Origin of the sequence: Kitasatospora sp. NBC_00374, from assembly GCF_041434935.1 — a bacterium.
In the GTDB taxonomy this organism is placed as follows: Bacteria; Actinomycetota; Actinomycetes; order Streptomycetales; family Streptomycetaceae; genus Kitasatospora.
In genome coordinates this window covers 4476308-4492323 of the sequence record NZ_CP107964.1, presented here as the reverse complement: position 1 = coordinate 4492323, position 16016 = coordinate 4476308, and the positions used below count along the sequence as shown (strand labels likewise).

The following is a 16016-nucleotide window of genomic DNA, read 5'->3' as shown; positions in this document are numbered from 1 at the left end:
CTCTCGTTCTGCCCGGCCGCCGCGTGCTGAGGTCCACGCGAGGGGCCGGACATGCGGTTCGCTGTGGTGGAACGGTGACGGCGCCCCCGGAGGGCGGGCCCGCCGGTGGCGGTGTCCGCGGTTCCCCGTCCGCGCCCCATCGTCCTGGTGGGCGACGGGGCGGACAAGGAGCGGTTTTTCACATGGTGAGCGATGCGGCCGGACGGGTCAGCGCACGAACGACGGCGACATCGCACCGACCAGCGAGCGCAGCCGGGCCGCGGCGGCGGGCAGCCGGGCGGCCTGGTCGAGGGGCAGCGACAGCGCCATCGTGGCGATCACCGAGCCGACCGTGATCGGCACCGCCGCGCAGACCGTGCCGAGCGCGTACTCCTGGCGCTCCAGCACCGGCACGGTCGGGCGGACCCGGTCCAGCCTGCGCAGCAGCAGGCCCTCGTCGGTCAGGGTGGACGGGGTGAGCCCGGCCGGCGGGTGCCGGGCGAAGTGGTCGCGCCGCTCGTCCTCGCCGAGCTGGGCGAGCAGGCACAGACCGGCCGCGTGCGCGTGCGCGGTGAGCCGGAAGTCGGCCCACTCCTGGACGGCCGGGCGGCCGGGTCCGTCGGCCACGTCGACCAACCGGACCTCGCCCTCCTCGTACACGGCGAAGTAGACGGCCGCGTCGAGCTCTTCGCCGAGCTGTGCCATCCGGCTGCGCAGGTCGGCCCGCTCGGTCTGCCGTTCGTCGGCCCGGCTGATGCAGTCGACGGAGGCGCCGAGGTAGAAGCGGCCGTCGACGCGGCGCAGGTAGCCCTCATGGGTGAGGGTCCGCAGCAGGTGGTACGTGGTGCCGAGGGGGAGTCCGGTGGAGCGGGCGAGCTGCTTGGCGGCCGCCCCGTCCCGGTGGCCGCCGACCGCCTCCAGCAGGCGCAGCGCCCGCCGCACCGAGGTGATCAGCGTGGGCGGCCGGTCCGGCGGCCGGTCCGGCGGTTGTGCGATCTGGTCCACGGCCCACCCAGCCCCCAGCCCGAGTCTGTGCACAGGTGGGCAGCCGGAGCGTGTCGCTCCGGCCGCCCGATTGGCGCTCATTGCAGCACAGGGCGGCCGGGGCTGCAATCATTCCCGCGCACTCGATGCCAGAATTACCTTTGAATCGAAGACGCAGGCCCCATTTCGCCCGATGCATCACAAAAGCATGCGGGTGGCATCCGAGGGATCGAAGCCCCACCGGGCGGGCGCCCATGCCAGGGGAGGGACACACTCGGGCACGCCGGTTCACCCGTTCAGCGGAACGAGATCTTCCCGATAGGCCGCCCGCACGCGTTTCAGCCCCTCCCGGGAGCGGCAGAATCCCGCACAACGCCCGCCCTCCGGAGGTGGCCATGCCCGGCCCGGCCCGCCCTGTCGTCAAACGCACCGCACGGGCGATCCTGCTGGAAGTGGACCAGGAGCGGCCGCACGCCCAGGCCACCATCGTGCTGATCAAACGCACCCGGCCCGGCCGTCCGCCGTACTGGATCACCCCCGGCGGCGGCGTCGAGCCCACCGACCGCACCGTCGTGGACGCCCTGCACCGCGAGGTGGACGAGGAGCTGGGCGGCAAGGTCGAGGACGTCGTGCCCGCATTCGTCGACACCGTGGCGCACTCCCATCACGAGGACGGCACCCTGGCCCACCCGCACGGGGTCAAGGTCCAGCACTTCTTCGTCTGCCGGCTCTCCGCGATGGACCCGTCCCGGCGGCACGGCCCGGAGGTGGACGCACCGCGCGGCGAGTACGAGATCGTCCGGCTGCCGTTCACCCGGGAGGGCGTCACCGCGGTGAACGTCGTACCGCCCAGCCTGCGCGCCTACCTGGCGGCGAACATCGAGGGCGTCCGCGCGCTGCTCGCCCCCGACCTGGGCTGACCGGCACCGGCGGCCGGTCAGCCCGCCGCCAGGTCTCCCACCAGGTCGTGCCGGATCCGCTCGGCCGGCACTCCCGCGCCCTGCAGCGCCGCCACGCCACGGCGGACCATCGCCGCCGGCCCGCTCAGGTACGCCGAGTACCCGTGCCAGGGCGCGTACCGGGAGACCGCCTCGGGCAGATCGCCGCTCAGCGCCGCCCCCGGCACCTGCTGCCGTCCGGAGACCACCGGCCGTACCGACAGCCAGGGGTGCCGCTCGGCCAGCCGGCGCAGCGACTCCAGCTCGTAGAGGTCCGCGCTGTGCCGGGCGCCGTAGAACACCTCGACGGGGCGCCCGCGCGTCCCGCGTTCGGCCAGCTCCTCGACCAGCGCGCCGATCGGGGCGATGCCGGTGCCGCCGCCCAGCAGCAGCAGGTCGGTGTCGGGCTCGCGCTCGTGGTCGAGCACCATCGCGCCGGCCGCCGGGCCGAGCCGCAGCACGTCGCCCGCGGCGGCGCGGTGGACCAGCGCGTTGCTCACCCAGCCGGCGGGCACGGCCTTGACGTGGAAGGTCAGCAGACCGTCCGGGCGGGGGGCGGTGGCGAACGAGAAGTGCCGCCAGACCCGGGGCCACCAGGGGGTCTCCACGGTGGCGTACTGACCGGCCCGGTACGGGTAGGCCTGGTCCGGGCGGAGGGTGAGGACCGCGACGTCCGGGGTGCGCCGCTGGTGCGAGACGACCTCGGCCTGCCACCAGGGCGGGGAGGACGCGGCGGCGGCCTCGGCCGATTCGATCATGATTCGGGAGACCAGGGCGTAGACCCGGCGCCAGGCCAGCTCCGTCTCGGCGTCCCAGCGGCTCCCGCAGAACCTGGCCAGGGCCGCCACCAGGCACTCGCCCACCGGCCCGTAGTGGCCGGTCAGGGTGCCGTACTTGCGGTGCCCCGCACCGAGGCGGCTCAGATAGGCGGTCAGCCCGACCGGGTCGTCGGCGCTGCGGGCCGCCAGCAGCAGCGCCCGGAACAGCCGGTCCCGCTGGACGTCCATGGCGGCCGGGAACAGCGCCCGCACCTCCGGGTGGTGGAGGAAGATCAACGCGTAGAAGTGCGCGGTGGCCCGGTCCGCGACGGGCTCGACGACGGCCAGGCTCGCCTGGATCAACCGGATGTCCCGCGGGGTGGGCGGTTGGTCCTGCGCCCGGCCCGCCGGCTCGATGGCCGGTGGACCGGGACGGGCCGGGGCGCCGGACACCGTCTCCAGCGCCCAGGCGCGGCTCCAGTGGTCACCGGGGCCGGACCAGTTGAGCCCGGGGGCGTCGGTGAACAGCGGCTCGTAGTGCGGCATCGGGGCGGCCGGCGTCCCCGGCTGCGAGGGCGGCACCGGGCCGTGCGACCGCCGCGGCGACTGCGGTACGGGCGACTGCGGCGCGGGCGGGACCGCGGGGACGGCGGGCCCGGGGGCCGGGGGCGCCGGTGCGGGGGGAGCCGGGATCCGCGGGGGTTCCGTCGGTCTCGGCGGGGCCCCGGTCGCCGGCTGGTCGGCCGGCCCGGCCGCCGCCCGCACCGGTACGGCGGCCTGCTCGCGCTCCGGCGGACTCGGCGGCAACCCCGGTACGGCGGCCGCCGCGACCGATCCGTGTCCCGCTCTGACTTTCAGCGGGCGTGCCTTCACCGCGACTTGACGTGTGCCCAAGAGAATCGTTTCGCTTCCGGTCGTCCCAACCACACCTGGTCTGTCTCTGCTGACGCCATCAGCAGAGTGGCACGCCCGAACAGCTCATCCGACAAGTCGGGGGAAGGCCGGACAACCGGCCCCCCCGCGCGCTACGCTCGCCCGACCTATGGCCACCTTGCGTGCCACAGCCGACACGCAAGGTGACACCGGAGGTCGCGGGCGGGGTCGCGCGAGACCCCGCCGCCGGCACCCGTCACAGCTGCCGCAACAGCATCCCCGGCTGCTCCACGCAGTCCGCGACGAAGCGCAGGAAGCCGCCGGCCGTCCCGCCGTCACAGACCCGGTGGTCGAAGGTGAACGACAGCTGGGTCACCTGCCGGACGGCCAACTCGCCCTGGTGGACCCAGGGCTTGGGGGTGATCCGGCCGACACCGAGCATCGCCGCCTCCGGGTGGTTGAGGATCGGCGTCGAACCGTCCACCCCGAAGACCCCGTAGTTGTTCAGCGTGAAGGTGCCACCGGTCAGCTCGGCCGGGGTCAGCGACCCGGCCCGGGCCGCCTCGGTCAGCCTGGCCAGCTCCGCGCCGAGCTGCTCGGTGCCCAGTGCCTGGGCGCCGCGCACCACCGGCACCACCAGGCCGCGCTCGCCCTGGGCCGCGAAGCCCAGGTGCACGGCGCCGTGCCGGCGGATACCCGAACCGTCCGGCTCCACGCTGGAGTTGAGCTCCGGGAAGCGGGCCAGCGCGACGGTGCAGATCCGGGCCAGCAGCGCCAGCACACTGATCTTCGGCCCGGCGGTACGGTTCAACTGCGTGCGCAGCGCCATCAGTTCGGTCGCGTCCGCGTCCACCCAGCAGGTCGCGGCCGGCAGCTCCCGGTGACTGCGGGTGAGCTTCTCCGCCACCGCCTTGCGCAGCCCGCGCAGCGGCACCACCTCGTCCGCCGGCGAGGCCGAGGACAACGCCGGCGACGACCCCGGGGCCGGCGCCGCGACGGCAGCGGCGAGCGCGGCCGGCGCCGGATCGGCCACCGCCCTGGCCACGTCCGCCCGCATGATCAGCCCGTGCGGGCCGCTGCCGGCCAGCGCGGCGAGGTCGACCCCGTGCTCCCGGGCCATCCGCCGCACCAGCGGCGAGATCACCGCCACCACCGACGGCTCGGCCACGACCGGCGCAGCGGGCGCCACGGCGACCGGAGCCGGCGCAGCCGCCACCGGCGAGCCCGCGCCACCCGCCCGGACCCGGCCGCGCCGGGCACCCTTCGGCCCGTCGGCGACGCCGTACCCGACCAGCGGGCGCTCGTCCGCCCCGCCGGACACCCGGACGTCCTCTCCCGGCGAGACCGCGACGGTGACCAGCGGCGCGCCGACCGGCACCTCCTCGCCGACCTCGCCGAACCGGGCGGTGACCACCCCGCCGTACGGGCAGGGCACCTCGACCACGGCCTTGGCGGTCTCCACCTCGACCACCGGCTGGTCGACGACGATGACCTCGCCGACCTCGACCATCCAGCGCACCACCTCGGCCCCGGTGAGGCCCTCACCGAGGTCGGGCAGGGTGAACTCGCGAACCACGGGCATCACGTCAGTCCTCCCACTGCAGCCGGGCGACCGCGTCCAGGATCCGGTCCACCCCGGGCAGGTGGTGGTGCTCCAGCATCGGCGGCGGGAACGGGATGTCGAAGCCGGTGACCCGGAGCACCGGCGCGGCCAGGTGGTGGAAGCACTTCTCGGTGACCCGGGCGGCGATCTCCGCCCCGGCCCCGCCGAAACCGCCCGCCTCGTGCACCACGACGGCCCGGCCCAGCGAACGGACCACCTCACAGACGGTCTGCTCGTCGAACGGCACCAGGCTGCGCAGGTCCAGCACGGCGAGGTCCCAGCCCTCGGCCTGGGCGGCCTCGGCCGCCTCCAGGCAGACCGGCAGCGACGGACCGTAGGTGATCAGCACCGCCGAGCGGCCGGTGCGCCGCAGGACGGCCTTCCCGATCGGCTCGGTGGGCACCGCCGGGTCCCACTCGGTCTTGCCCCAGTAGAGCCGCTTGGGCTCCAGGAAGACCACCGGGTCGTCGGAGGCGATCGAGGACCGCAGCAGCCCGTACGCGTCCGCGACCGTGGCCGGGGTGACCACGTGCAGGCCGGGGGTGTGCGTGTAGTACGCCTCGGAGGAGTCGCTGTGGTGCTCGACGCCGCCGATGCCGCCGCCGTACGGGATCCGGATGGTGATCGGCAGCGGCAGCCGGCCGGCCGTGCGGTTGCGCATCTTGGCGACGTGCGAGAACAGCTGCTCCATCGCCGGGTAGGCGAAGGCGTCGAACTGCATCTCGACCACCGGGCGCAGGCCGTACATCGCCATGCCCACGGCGGTGCCGAGGATGCCGGCCTCGGCGAGCGGGGTGTCCAGGCAGCGGTCGGCGCCGAAGTCCCTGGTCAGGCCGTCGGTGATCCGGAAGACGCCGCCGAGCTGCCCGACGTCCTCGCCGAGCACGTGGACGGTGGGGTCGGCCTGCATGGAGTCCCGCAGCGCGGCGTTGAGCGCCTGGGCCATGCTCGACGTACGGGCGCCGCGGACGGGGGTGGCGGTGGTCATCGGTTGTGCACCTCGGCCTCGGCGGCCAGCTCGGCCGCGAGCTGGTCGGCCTGCTCGCGCAGCTGGGGGGTGGGTTCGGCGTAGACGTGGGCGAACAGCGACATCGGGTCGAGCACGGCGTCGGTGTGGAACTCCTCGCGCATCCGGGCCGCCAGGGCCTCCGCCTCCTCGGCGGACTCGCGGACCAGCTTCTCGTCCAGCAGCCCGGCGGCGCCCAGGTGGCGCTCCATCAGCAGGATCGGGTCGTGCCCGGCCCAGGCGGTGACCTCGCCCTCCTCCCGGTAGCGGGTGGCGTCGTCGGCGTTGGTGTGCGCCTCGACCCGGTAGGTGAGCGCCTCGACCAGGGTCGGGCCGCCGCCGGAGCGGGCCCGCTCGACCGCCTCGGTCAGCACCGCGTGCATCGCGGCGGCGTCGTTGCCGTCCACCAGGCGGCCCGGGATGCCGTAGCCGACGGCCTTGTGGGCCAGGGTGGGCGCGGCGGACTGCTGGGTGAGCGGCACCGAGATCGCGTACCCGTTGTTCTGCACCAGGAAGACCACCGGGGCGTGCAGCACGGCGGCGAAGTTCAGTGCCTCGTGGAAGTCGCCCTCGCTGGTCCCGCCGTCGCCGAGCATGGCCAGCGCGACCACCGGGTCGCCCGCCAGCCGGGCCGCGTGGGCGAGGCCGACGGCGTGCGGTGCCTGGGTGGCCAGCGGGGTGCACAGGGGCGCCGTCCGGGTGGCCTTCGGGTCGTAGCCGGTGTGCGCGTTGCCGCGCAGCAGGGTGAGGGCCTCCAGCGGGTCCACCCCACGGGCGACCACGGCGAGGGTGTCGCGGTAGCTGGGGAAGAGCCAGTCCTGCTCCCGCAGCGCCAGCGCCGCGGCGACCTGGCAGGCCTCCTGGCCGGTGGAGGCCGGGTAGACGGCCAGCCGGCCCTGCTTGGTGAGGGTGGTGGCCTGCTGGTTGTAGCGGCGGCCGACCACCAGGCGCCGGTACAGCTCGCGCAGCAGCTCGGGGTCGGTCTTCTCCACCGCGGGGGTGCCGAGCACCCGGACCGGGGCGGCGTCGGGCAGCAGCGGCGCCGGGTCGCTCCGGGGGCCGGTGGCGCCGGGCAGCCAGCCGGGGACGGCGGCCAGGTGTCTGTGATCGAGAACGGTCATCTCGGGCACCTCCTAAGGGTGGGGGAGGGTGCAGCAGGGGCAGTGGTGATGCCGTGGTGCGCGGGGGCCGAACGGCAGCCCGAGGAGGGTCGCCGCTCCCTACCGATTGTTCGGTCGTCTGGGCATTCTGGCCACAGTCGCGACGCAGTGGTGGACAATCGGCCCGAACAGCTGTCGACTGGGGGCAGCACGTCCAATCGAGGAGGGTAGGGGGCCATGTCGGCTGAACAGATGTCCAGACTCGACCGTGTCGACCGCTCGATCCTGCGGCTGCTGCAGCAGGACGGTCGCGCCTCCATCCGCTCGGTGGCCGAGCGGGTGCACGTGTCCCGGGCCAACGCGTACGCCCGGATATCCAGGATGGTCGAGGACGGCGTCATTCGCGGCTTCACCGCCCGGGTCGACCACGAACGGGCCGGGCAGGGGGCGTCCGCCTACATCACCCTGAAGATCGTCCAGAACTCCTGGCGGACGGTCCGCGAGCAGCTGCTCCTGCTGCCGGGGGTCGCGCACATCGCCCTGGTCGGCGGCGAGTTCGACGTCCTGCTGCTGGTGCACACCGCGGACAACCGGGCCCTGCGGGAACTGGTGCTGAACCGGATCCAGTCCATCCCCCAGGTGCTCACCACCCAGACCCTGCTGGTCTTCGAGGAGACCGACCAGGTCCCGCCCGACCCGGCGCCCTGACGGCCCCGGAAACGGCGGTGTCCCGGCCGAGGGCTCGGCCGGGACACCTGGTCGTCGTGGTCGTGCGGGTCAGCGGCCGGCGGCCGCCAGCGACCCGACCGGGGCGATCGCGCCGCCCGCGCCCGACACCTCGGTGTCACCCCAGCCGGACCAGCGCCCGGCGGTGTAGTCACCGTTCGCGTTGTGGATCCGGCCGCCGATCACACCGTAGAGCCGCAGGCTGTTGCCGGTGGCCGCGGCGGCGACCGCGGTGACCGACCCGGACTGGCCGGTCGCCGCGGAGATGTCGCCCCACTGGTACCAGCGACCGCCGGCGTAGTCCGCGGTGGCCTCGCTCAGCCGGCCGCCGGACAGCGCGACCACGTGCAGCTTGGACCCGATCGGTGCCACGGCCAGCGCGGAGATCCCGGTCAGGGCGCCCGCCTGGGCGCTCACGTCGCCGAAGCTCCAGCGGCCCTGGTCGTAGTCGCCGTCGGCCATCTTGACCCGGCCGTCGGCGCTCAGCCCGACGATGTGCAGGACGTTGCCGATGGTGGCGGCGGCGATCCCGGTCAGCGCGCCGGACGGCTGGCCGATCGCCGCGGAGACGTCGCCCCACTGCTGCCAGGTGCCGGAGCTGTAGTCGCCGGACGCCTCGTAGAGCCGGCCGCCGGACAGCGCGACCACGTGCAGCCTGTTGCCGCGGGCCGCCACCGTCACCTCGGTGACCGTCCCCAGCGGTCCGGCCGCGCCGGCGCCGTGGAGGTCGTACCAGCCGCTCCACAGGCCGGTCGAGACGTTCCGGTCCGCGGTGTAGAGCCGGCCGCCCGCCAGTGCCACGGCGTGCAGCTGGTCGTTGGACGTGAAGGCCTCGGCGAAGGTGCCCTGGGCGTCGGGGGCCGAGCCGGGGGGCTGGATCGCGCGGTACTGCTCCCACTGGCCACGGGTGTAGTTGGCCGCCGCCGCCACCGGGCCCGCCGAGGTGTTGGCCAGCAGCTGGACCCGCTCGCCGTCGGCCACCAGGTTGGTCGCCGCCGGAGCCGACTGGACGTCCTCCGCCCGGACGAAGGCCAGCCGGTGGTTGTACCGGATCGGGTAGTAGCGGGTGCCGTCGGTGACCGTCGTGCGGTCGTGCGGGGCGTCACCGTTGATGTTGCTGGTGTAGTAGTAGTCGCCCGCCACCGGGTCGGCCGTCACCGGGACGTAGGCCTGGCCGGCCGGGATGGTGGCGTCGAGCGGCGAGATGTTCGGGCTCGGCAGCGGCACGCCGGCCGCCGTGAAGGCGGCGTCCTGCGGGTACGTCCTGCCGTACACCTGGATGCTGCTCAGGCCGGCCCGCGGGGTGAGGACGCTCTGGCCCGGGCGGTTGTCCGCCGCGATGCTTCCCGCGCCGTAGAACCACGCCTTGCGGCCGTTGTACCAGATGGCGGTCCACGGGTACTGCTGGTCGGCGACCACGTAGCTGCCGCCGGCGACGGCCTTGTCGCTCCAGTCGGAGGCGTTCGTCGTGCCGTTGCCGATCAGCGCGCCGCCCGGCGAGCCGTACAGGTAGACGAAGTTGGCCGGCTGCGGCGTCACCCCGTTGATCTGCGGCCGGTAGGCGTTGGAGAACGGCGGGTTGATGACCACCCGGCCGCCGACCGCCACCGCCTGGTCCGAGGGCGGCCACACGCCCATCAGGGCCATGTAGTGGTTCCAGTCCCAGAACGTGCCCGGGTCCCAGTGCATGCCGGCGACGCTGCTCTGGACCGGGCCCGGCACCTCGTCGTGGCCGATCACGTGCTGACGGTCGAGCGGGACGCCGTACCGGCCGGCCAGGTAGCGGGTGAGCGCGGCCGAGGACTGGTATAGCTGCTCGGAGTACCAGCTGGCCCCGCTGAGCGCGAAGCCCTCGTGCTCGATACCCAGGCTGTGCGTGTTGACCGTCTTGTTGCCCGCGTGCCAGGCGACGTCCTTGGTGGCCACCAGCTGGCTCACGTGGCCGTCCGAGGAGCGCACGATGTAGTGCGCGCTGGCCTGGGTCGCGGGGTTCTGGAAGGTGGCGACGGAGCCCGCGAAGCCGCCCTCGGTGTCGTGGATGACGATGTACTGGATGTCGCCCGCGCCGCGCTCGGCCACCGAGTAGTTGCCGTACGAGGTCGGGTCCGACTGGTCGGTCAGGGCGTACGCGGCCGGCTTGACGTCACAGTTCAGCGCCGCCGGGCACTCGGCCGTCGCGCCGGGCGCCAGCGCCGCCCTCGCGGAGGAGCGGGAGGCCGCCTCCGGGACGGTGCCGCGGTCCACGGCCGGGCTGTGCGCCACCGCCGACGGACTCGCCGCCAGCGTCACCTGCTGGCCCTCGGAGGTCGTGCGGGCGGTGCCGACCCGGATCGACCCGAACACCCGGTCGGCGAACTCCCGGCCGCCGGTCGCGGAGACGGGGTCCTGGCCGCCGTTGCTGAACCGGGCGACCGCGTCGTACCACTGCGCCGGGTCCTTCGGCGGCGTTCCGCCGGCCCGCTTCTGAAGGTCCGCCAGCAGCGCGGCCCCGCCGCGGATGTTCTGCAGGGTGTCGGTGCGCAGCTCGGCGGCCGGCCTGCCGGTCAGTTTGGCCGCGGCGTCCAGGGTGTGCAGCGCGGGGCTGTCCACCGGCGGCGCGGGGCGCGGCGGGGTCGTCTTCAGCCGGGGCGCGTCCTCGCCGCGGAGGTTGACCTCGGGCTGGGCCGCGGCCTGGGCGGCGGCGACCGCGGCCAGGTCGACCTGGGTCAGGCCCATGACGTTGTAGTTGCCCGTGGTGCTCGGCCGGCCCTGGTGCGACTCCCACCTGGTCTCCTGGTAGGAGACGGCCAGCAGGATGCTCTCCGGTACCTGGAACTCCTTGGCCACCGCGGCGAACTGGCTCTGCAGCGTCTTCTCCGGAGCCACCGCCGCCGAGGGGGCGGCTCCTGCGGACGGGACGGCCACGCCGAGCGTGAGCAGGGCCGCGGACGCGATGCCCGCGGTGAGGGCGCCGGGTCTTGCGCGCCGAACTATGGGGTTGGACTGAGTCAAGGGGGGTGTCCGGCCTTTCCCTGGGCAGGCGATCCAGCAGCTGACGGTCTGGACCCGCCGGGACGGCAGGGACGGGCCGCGGGTGTGCACGGACCGGCCGGCCCCCCGAGGCCCACCGAGCGGCCGCGCGGCAGGCTGAGCCGACGTTAGCAGCCCGCCGGCCGGTCCCCCCGGGGCGCCCGCAGGCCGTCGAAGGCCAGGTGGACCACGGCGTCGGCGACCCCGTCGGAGGTCCGGCTGCCCGGGCGGTACCACTCCACGATCGAGTTGATCATGCCGAACAGCAGCCGGGTGGCCAGCCGGGGCTCGACGTCGGCCCGCAGCGACCCCTCCGCGACCGACTCGCGCAGCAGCTCGGCCACCCGGTGGTCGAAGTCACGGCGGCGCTCCAGCGCCCACAGCTCGGTCTCGGTGTTGCCGCGGACCCGCAGCAGCAGCGTCACGTAGGGCAGTTCCGCCAGCAGCACCTCGGCGGTCCGCCGCACCACGTGCTCCAGCCGGTCGACCGACCGGCCGGTGGCCGCCCCGGGCTCGTCCAGGATGCCGAACAGCGAGTCCAGCGCCCGCCCGACGGCCAGCCGGAGCAGTTCCTCCTTGCCCCTGACGTGGTGGTAGATCGAGGACTTGGAGATACCGGCCGCCCGGGACAGGTCCTCCATCGAGGTGCCGTCGTAGCCCCGCTCGTTGAAGACCTCCACCGTCACGGCGAGCAGCGAGTCGACGGTGTAGGCGGTGCGGGTGGAGTTCTCGGCCATACGCACGAGTATCCCCGCCGACCGGACGGCGAAGCAGCCGGGGGCCGGGCTCAGGCCCCGCCGCCGCCCGGCTCCCACGCGGGCTCGCGCCCCGGATCCCGTGCCGAGTCGTGCGCGACGAAGTACGTGGGCCGCCGCTGGACGGCGGTGTAGATCCGCCCGATGTACTCGCCGAGCAGGCCGACGCAGATCAGCTGCACGCCGCCGATGAACAGGATGCCGACGAAGAGCGAGGTCCAGCCCGGCACGGTGTGCCCGCTCGCGTACGCGGTCAGGCTGAAGACCAGCAGCCCGAGACAGGTGAAGAAGCTCACCACCCCGAGCCAGGTGGCGATCCGCAGCGGGGCGGCGGAGAAGCCGGTGACGCTGTCGACGGCCAGCCGGACCATCTTGGTGACCGGGTACTTCGTCTCGCCGGCGACCCGCTCGTCGCGCTGGTAGCGCACCTCCCCGCTGGGGAAGCCCAGCCAGGGCACCAGCAGGCGGTAGACCTGCTGCTGGTCCGGCAGCGACTTGAGCGCCTCGACGGCCTCCCGGCTGAGCAGCCGGAAGTCGCCGGCCTGCGCGGGCACCTGCTTGCCGGCCAGCCGCCGCACCAGCCAGTAGTAGGCCCCGGCCGTGCGGCGCTTGAAGTTGCTGTCGGTGCTCCGGTCGTCGCGGACGCCGTAGACCACGTCCAGCTCCCGGGCGCGGGCCAGCTCCAGCATCTCGGGGATCTTCTCCGGCGGGTCCTGGAGGTCCGCGTCGATGCTGGCCACGTACGCCCCGACGGCTCGGTGCAGGCCCGCCGTGAGGGCTGCCTGGTGGCCGCAGTTCCGGCGCAGCCGCACCACCCGCAGCTCGGGCCAGCCGGCCCGGACGTCCTGGAGCAGCACCGCGGTCTTGTCGGCGCTGCCGTCGTCGACCGCCACCACCTCGTAGGACACGCCGATCCCGTCGAGGACCGGACGCAGCCGTTCCACCAGGGCGGGGAGCGCGTCCTGCTCGTTGTACATCGGCACGACCACGGAGAGGGTGACCCCGGCGGGCGGCGCTGAACTCATCGGACACTCCCCGGCTCGGGGCCTCGGCTCGGCATTGCTGGGAGTTTACCCGCGCCGTCGCGGGGCCCGGGAGGGGCGATTGGTACGGACCACTGTTCGCCCGATCGGCCGCACGGCAGACTGTGGGGGATCATCTCAGCGTGACCACCAGCGGAAGTCAGGACCAGATCCCCATGGACGTGATGACCGGCACGGACGTCGACGAACGTTCCGGACCGGGCCGGCCGGCCGAGCCCGCTCGCGGGCGGACCGAGTCCCTGCGGGAGTGGGGCCGCCGGACGGCCCGGTCGTACGGCCCGGCCCTGGCCCTGTACGGCGCGGTCAAGCTGATCGGCTTCGCCGTCTTCATGCAGCTGCTGGAGTGGTCCGGCGAGTACCTCGGCAAGAACCCCCGGTTCGGCGGCGGCAGGCACCCCTGGGACGTGCTCGGCGGCTGGGACGGCTGGTGGTACCAGCAGGTCGCCGAGAACGGCTACCGGCCGCGGCTCGTCCCGCTGGTCGGCCAGGTCTGGTCGTACGACCAGAACTCGGCCGCGTTCTTCCCGCTCTACCCCGGCCTGATGCAGATCGTCGCCAAGTGCACCGGCCTCGGTCTGTACGGCGCGGGCATGCTGGTCTCGGTCCTCGCCTCGTTCGCCGCCGCGGCCGGGATCTACGCCGTCACCGCCCGGCTGACCGACCGCCGGACCGGTGTGATCGCGGCCGCCGTCTGGGGCGTCTTCCCCGGGTCGGGCGCCGAGTGGGCGGTCTACTCCGACTCGCTCTTCGTCGCGCTGGCCGCCTGGGCCTGCTACTTCGTGCTGACCCGCAACTGGCTCGCCGCCGGCGTCACCACCTTCGTCGCCGGACTCAACCGGCCGACCGCCGCCGCCCTGGTGGCGGCCGTGGGCATCGCCGCCCTGATCGCGCTCTACCGCCGCAGGGACGGTGTCCTCGGCCCGCTCGCGGCGGGCGCGATCGCACCGGTCGGCATGTTCGGCTACATCGGCTGGGTCGGCTGGCAGATGGGCGACCTGGGCGGCTACTTCAAGCTCCAGCGCGGCGCCTGGCTGCACTTCTTCGACAGCGGCGCGCACACCCGCGACGTGTTCGAGGGCGTCCTGCTCGGCCACAACAACTACCTGTTCGCCTACCCCACCGAGGACCTGATCGGCGTCCTGCTGGTGCTCACCCTTCCGATCCTGCTGACCCTGCTGATCCGGCTGCGCCCGCCGGCCTTCCTGGTCGTCTACACCGTGGTCACCATCGTGCTGGTGCTCGGCAGCCAGCAGATCTTCGGCAACACCTCCCGCTACCTGCTGCCCGCGTTCCCGCTGTTCATCCCGATCGCGGTCGCCCTGCGGCGGCTCTCGCGCACCTCGCTGGCGGTGGTCCTCGGCACCGCCGCCGTCGCCTCCGGCTGGTACGCGGGCTACGTCCTCTTCGAGCTCGGCATCCCGTAACCGCCCCGGCGGCCCGGCGCGACGAACCGGCCACAGGGTGTTGCCCCGACCGATCGTTCGGTTACTCTGAGGTGTGTCCCGCCTGCCCCTGTGAGGAGCGCACCATGGCTGCTGCGACCCCGACCCCGTCGGTCGCCGAACTGATCGAACGCCACCAGGACACCCTTGATCGCGCGCTCGACGCGATCAGGAGCCGTGACTACTGGTCGCCGTACCCCGAGTTCCCCAAGGCGTACGGCGAGACCGGCCTGCCGGACGGCAAGGCGGCCTTCGAGGCCCGCCTCGGCCGGCTGTTCGCGATCGACGGCCAGCCGGCCGCCGGGGAGCCGGTCAGCGGCGAGGCCTCGCCGTACGGGATCGAGCTCGGCGTCAGCTACCCGCACGGCGACCCGGACGCGCTGATCGCCGCGCTCGACGCGGCCCGCCCCAGCTGGGCGGCGGCCGGTCCGGCCGCCCGGGCGGCGGTCTGCCTGGAGATCCTGGCCCGGATCAACGCCCGCTCGCACGAGTTCGCGCACGCGGTGATGCACACCACCGGCCAGGCGTACGGGATGGCCTTCCAGGCCGGCGGCCCGCACGCCCAGGACCGCGGCCTGGAGGCCGTCGTCTACGCCTACGCCGAGCAGACCCGGCTGCCCGCCAGCGCCGGCTGGAGCAAGCCGCAGGGCAAGCGCGACCCGCTCACCATGGTCAAGGAGTTCACCGTGGTGCCGCGCGGCCTCGCGCTGCTGATCGGCTGCAACACCTTCCCCACCTGGAACGGCTACCCGGGCCTGTTCGCCTCGCTGGCCACCGGCAACCCGGTGCTGGTCAAGCCGCACCCGCGCGCCGTCCTGCCGCTGGCACTGACCGTCGAGGTGGCCCGCGAGGTGCTGGCCGAGGCCGGGTTCGACCCCAACCTGGTCTGCCTGGCCGCGGAGCACGAGGGCGGCGCGATCGCGAAGACGCTGGCCGTCCGGCCCGAGGTCAAGGTGATCGACTACACCGGCTCGACCGCCTTCGGCGACTGGCTGGAGGACAACGCCCGGCAGGCCCAGGTCTACACCGAGAAGGCCGGCCTCAACACGGTGGTGATCGACTCCACCGACAACTACCGCGGCATGCTGGCCAACCTGGCCTTCGCGCTCTCGCTGTACAGCGGCCAGATGTGCACCACCCCGCAGAACCTGCTGATCCCGCGCGGCGGCATCCGCACCGACCAGGGCGACAAGTCCTACGACGAGGTCGTCGCCGACCTCGCGGCCGCCGTCGAGGGCCTGCTGGGCGACGACGCCCGCGCCGCCGCGATCCTGGGCGCCGTGGTCAACCCCGGGGTGCTGCAGCGCACGGTCGCCGCGGCCGCCGGCGAGTACGGCGAACTCGCCCTGGCCCCGAGGGTGGTGGAGTCCGCCGAGTTCCCGGGCGCGACCATCCGCACGCCCGCCCTGATCACGGTGGACGCCGACAAGCCGGACGACCGGCCCGCGTTCCTGTCCGAGTGCTTCGGCCCGGTCTCCTTCGCCGTCGCGGTGGAGTCCACCGAGGCCGCGGTCGAGCTGCTGCGCCGCACGGTCAAGGAGCAGGGCGCCATGACGGCCGGCGCGTACACCGTGTCGGACGAGGTCGAGGCGGCGCTGGTCGAGGCCTGCCTGGACGGCGGTGTCTCGCTCTCGCTCAACCTGACCGGCGGGGTCTACGTCAACCAGACCGCGGCCTTCTCCGACCTGCACGGCACCGGGGCCAACCCGGCGGCCAACTCCGCGTACTGCGACGGCGCCTTCGTGGCCAACCGCTTCCGCACCGTCGAGGTCCGCCGCCACAGCTGACCGACCGCGGCCG

General features: G+C 73.9%; 12 protein-coding genes. 4 read left to right on the top strand and 8 right to left on the bottom strand.

Translation table 11 applies throughout. The annotated features are described in order from the left end of the window. Positions 1-207: 207 nt before the first annotated feature. Positions 208-984 (bottom strand): IclR family transcriptional regulator, encoded by a 777-nt coding sequence (locus OG871_RS20195; protein WP_371498359.1) that lies wholly within the window; start codon positions 982-984, stop codon positions 208-210. Between the two features lie 374 nt (positions 985-1358). Here OG871_RS20195 and OG871_RS20190 point away from each other — a divergent pair, with 374 nt between their 5' ends. Further along, positions 1359-1883, top strand: coding sequence for an NUDIX domain-containing protein (locus OG871_RS20190; protein WP_371498358.1), 525 nt, complete (start codon positions 1359-1361; stop codon positions 1881-1883). A gap of 17 nt (positions 1884-1900) precedes the next feature. Here OG871_RS20190 and OG871_RS20185 read toward each other — a convergent pair whose 3' ends face one another. The 4 genes from OG871_RS20185 to pdhA form a co-directional block, all read right to left on the bottom strand. Further along, the gene (locus OG871_RS20185; protein ID WP_371498357.1) at positions 1901-3205 is read right to left on the bottom strand and encodes a globin domain-containing protein; all 1305 of its coding nucleotides are present in this window, start codon (positions 3203-3205) and stop codon (positions 1901-1903) included. Between the two features lie 583 nt (positions 3206-3788). After that, a complete protein-coding gene (locus tag OG871_RS20180) occupies positions 3789-5114 on the bottom strand; it encodes a dihydrolipoamide acetyltransferase family protein (protein WP_371498356.1) in 1326 nt (441 codons plus the stop codon). 4 nt (positions 5115-5118) lie between these two features. Continuing rightward, complete coding sequence (locus tag OG871_RS20175) at positions 5119-6123, bottom strand: alpha-ketoacid dehydrogenase subunit beta (RefSeq protein ID WP_371498355.1); 1005 nt, start codon at positions 6121-6123, stop codon at positions 5119-5121. Next, positions 6120-7262 (bottom strand): pyruvate dehydrogenase (acetyl-transferring) E1 component subunit alpha, encoded by a 1143-nt coding sequence (gene pdhA, locus OG871_RS20170; RefSeq protein ID WP_371498354.1) that lies wholly within the window; start codon positions 7260-7262, stop codon positions 6120-6122. The genes OG871_RS20175 and pdhA overlap by 4 nt, the downstream gene beginning before the upstream one ends. A gap of 231 nt (positions 7263-7493) precedes the next feature. Between pdhA and OG871_RS20165 the strand changes: the two genes are divergently transcribed. Then, positions 7494-7949 carry an Lrp/AsnC family transcriptional regulator gene (locus tag OG871_RS20165; RefSeq protein ID WP_371498353.1) on the top strand — a complete coding sequence of 152 codons (456 nt, stop codon included), beginning with the start codon at positions 7494-7496 and terminating at the stop codon, positions 7947-7949. 69 nt (positions 7950-8018) lie between these two features. Here OG871_RS20165 and OG871_RS20160 read toward each other — a convergent pair whose 3' ends face one another. From OG871_RS20160 to OG871_RS20150, 3 genes are all read right to left on the bottom strand, one after another. Then, positions 8019-10958: an N-acetylmuramoyl-L-alanine amidase gene (locus OG871_RS20160; protein WP_371498352.1), complete on the bottom strand. Its 2940-nt coding sequence runs from the start codon at positions 10956-10958 to the stop codon at positions 8019-8021. A 146-nt stretch (positions 10959-11104) separates the two neighbouring features. Further along, positions 11105-11713, bottom strand: coding sequence for a TetR/AcrR family transcriptional regulator (locus OG871_RS20155; protein WP_371498351.1), 609 nt, complete (start codon positions 11711-11713; stop codon positions 11105-11107). 50 nt (positions 11714-11763) lie between these two features. Further along, positions 11764-12756, bottom strand: coding sequence for a glycosyltransferase family 2 protein (locus OG871_RS20150; RefSeq protein ID WP_371498350.1), 993 nt, complete (start codon positions 12754-12756; stop codon positions 11764-11766). Between the two features lie 173 nt (positions 12757-12929). Between OG871_RS20150 and OG871_RS20145 the strand changes: the two genes are divergently transcribed. Beyond that, entirely contained in the window at positions 12930-14198 is a 1269-nt protein-coding gene (locus tag OG871_RS20145) for a glycosyltransferase family 39 protein (RefSeq protein WP_371503364.1), read from the top strand. A gap of 104 nt (positions 14199-14302) precedes the next feature. Next, on the top strand, positions 14303-16003 hold the full coding sequence (gene paaN / locus OG871_RS20140; protein ID WP_371498349.1) for a phenylacetic acid degradation protein PaaN: 1701 nt from the start codon (positions 14303-14305) through the stop codon (positions 16001-16003). Positions 16004-16016 lie beyond the last annotated feature (13 nt).

Bases quoted from the DNA above. Each gene is read 5' to 3' on its own strand.
- OG871_RS20180 (WP_371498356.1), bottom strand. From the start codon at position 5,114: ATGCCCGTGGTTCGCGAGTTCACCCTGCCCGACCTCGGTGAGGGCCTC.
- OG871_RS20145 (WP_371503364.1), top strand. From the start codon at position 12,930: ATGGACGTGATGACCGGCACGGACGTCGACGAACGTTCCGGACCGGGC.
- OG871_RS20190 (WP_371498358.1), top strand. From the start codon at position 1,359: ATGCCCGGCCCGGCCCGCCCTGTCGTCAAACGCACCGCACGGGCGATC.
- OG871_RS20165 (WP_371498353.1), top strand. From the start codon at position 7,494: ATGTCCAGACTCGACCGTGTCGACCGCTCGATCCTGCGGCTGCTGCAG.
- OG871_RS20175 (WP_371498355.1), bottom strand. From the start codon at position 6,123: ATGACCACCGCCACCCCCGTCCGCGGCGCCCGTACGTCGAGCATGGCC.
- OG871_RS20150 (WP_371498350.1), bottom strand. From the start codon at position 12,756: ATGAGTTCAGCGCCGCCCGCCGGGGTCACCCTCTCCGTGGTCGTGCCG.
- OG871_RS20185 (WP_371498357.1), bottom strand. From the start codon at position 3,205: ATGCCGCACTACGAGCCGCTGTTCACCGACGCCCCCGGGCTCAACTGG.
- OG871_RS20155 (WP_371498351.1), bottom strand. From the start codon at position 11,713: ATGGCCGAGAACTCCACCCGCACCGCCTACACCGTCGACTCGCTGCTC.
- paaN (WP_371498349.1), top strand. From the start codon at position 14,303: ATGGCTGCTGCGACCCCGACCCCGTCGGTCGCCGAACTGATCGAACGC.
- pdhA (WP_371498354.1), bottom strand. From the start codon at position 7,262: ATGACCGTTCTCGATCACAGACACCTGGCCGCCGTCCCCGGCTGGCTG.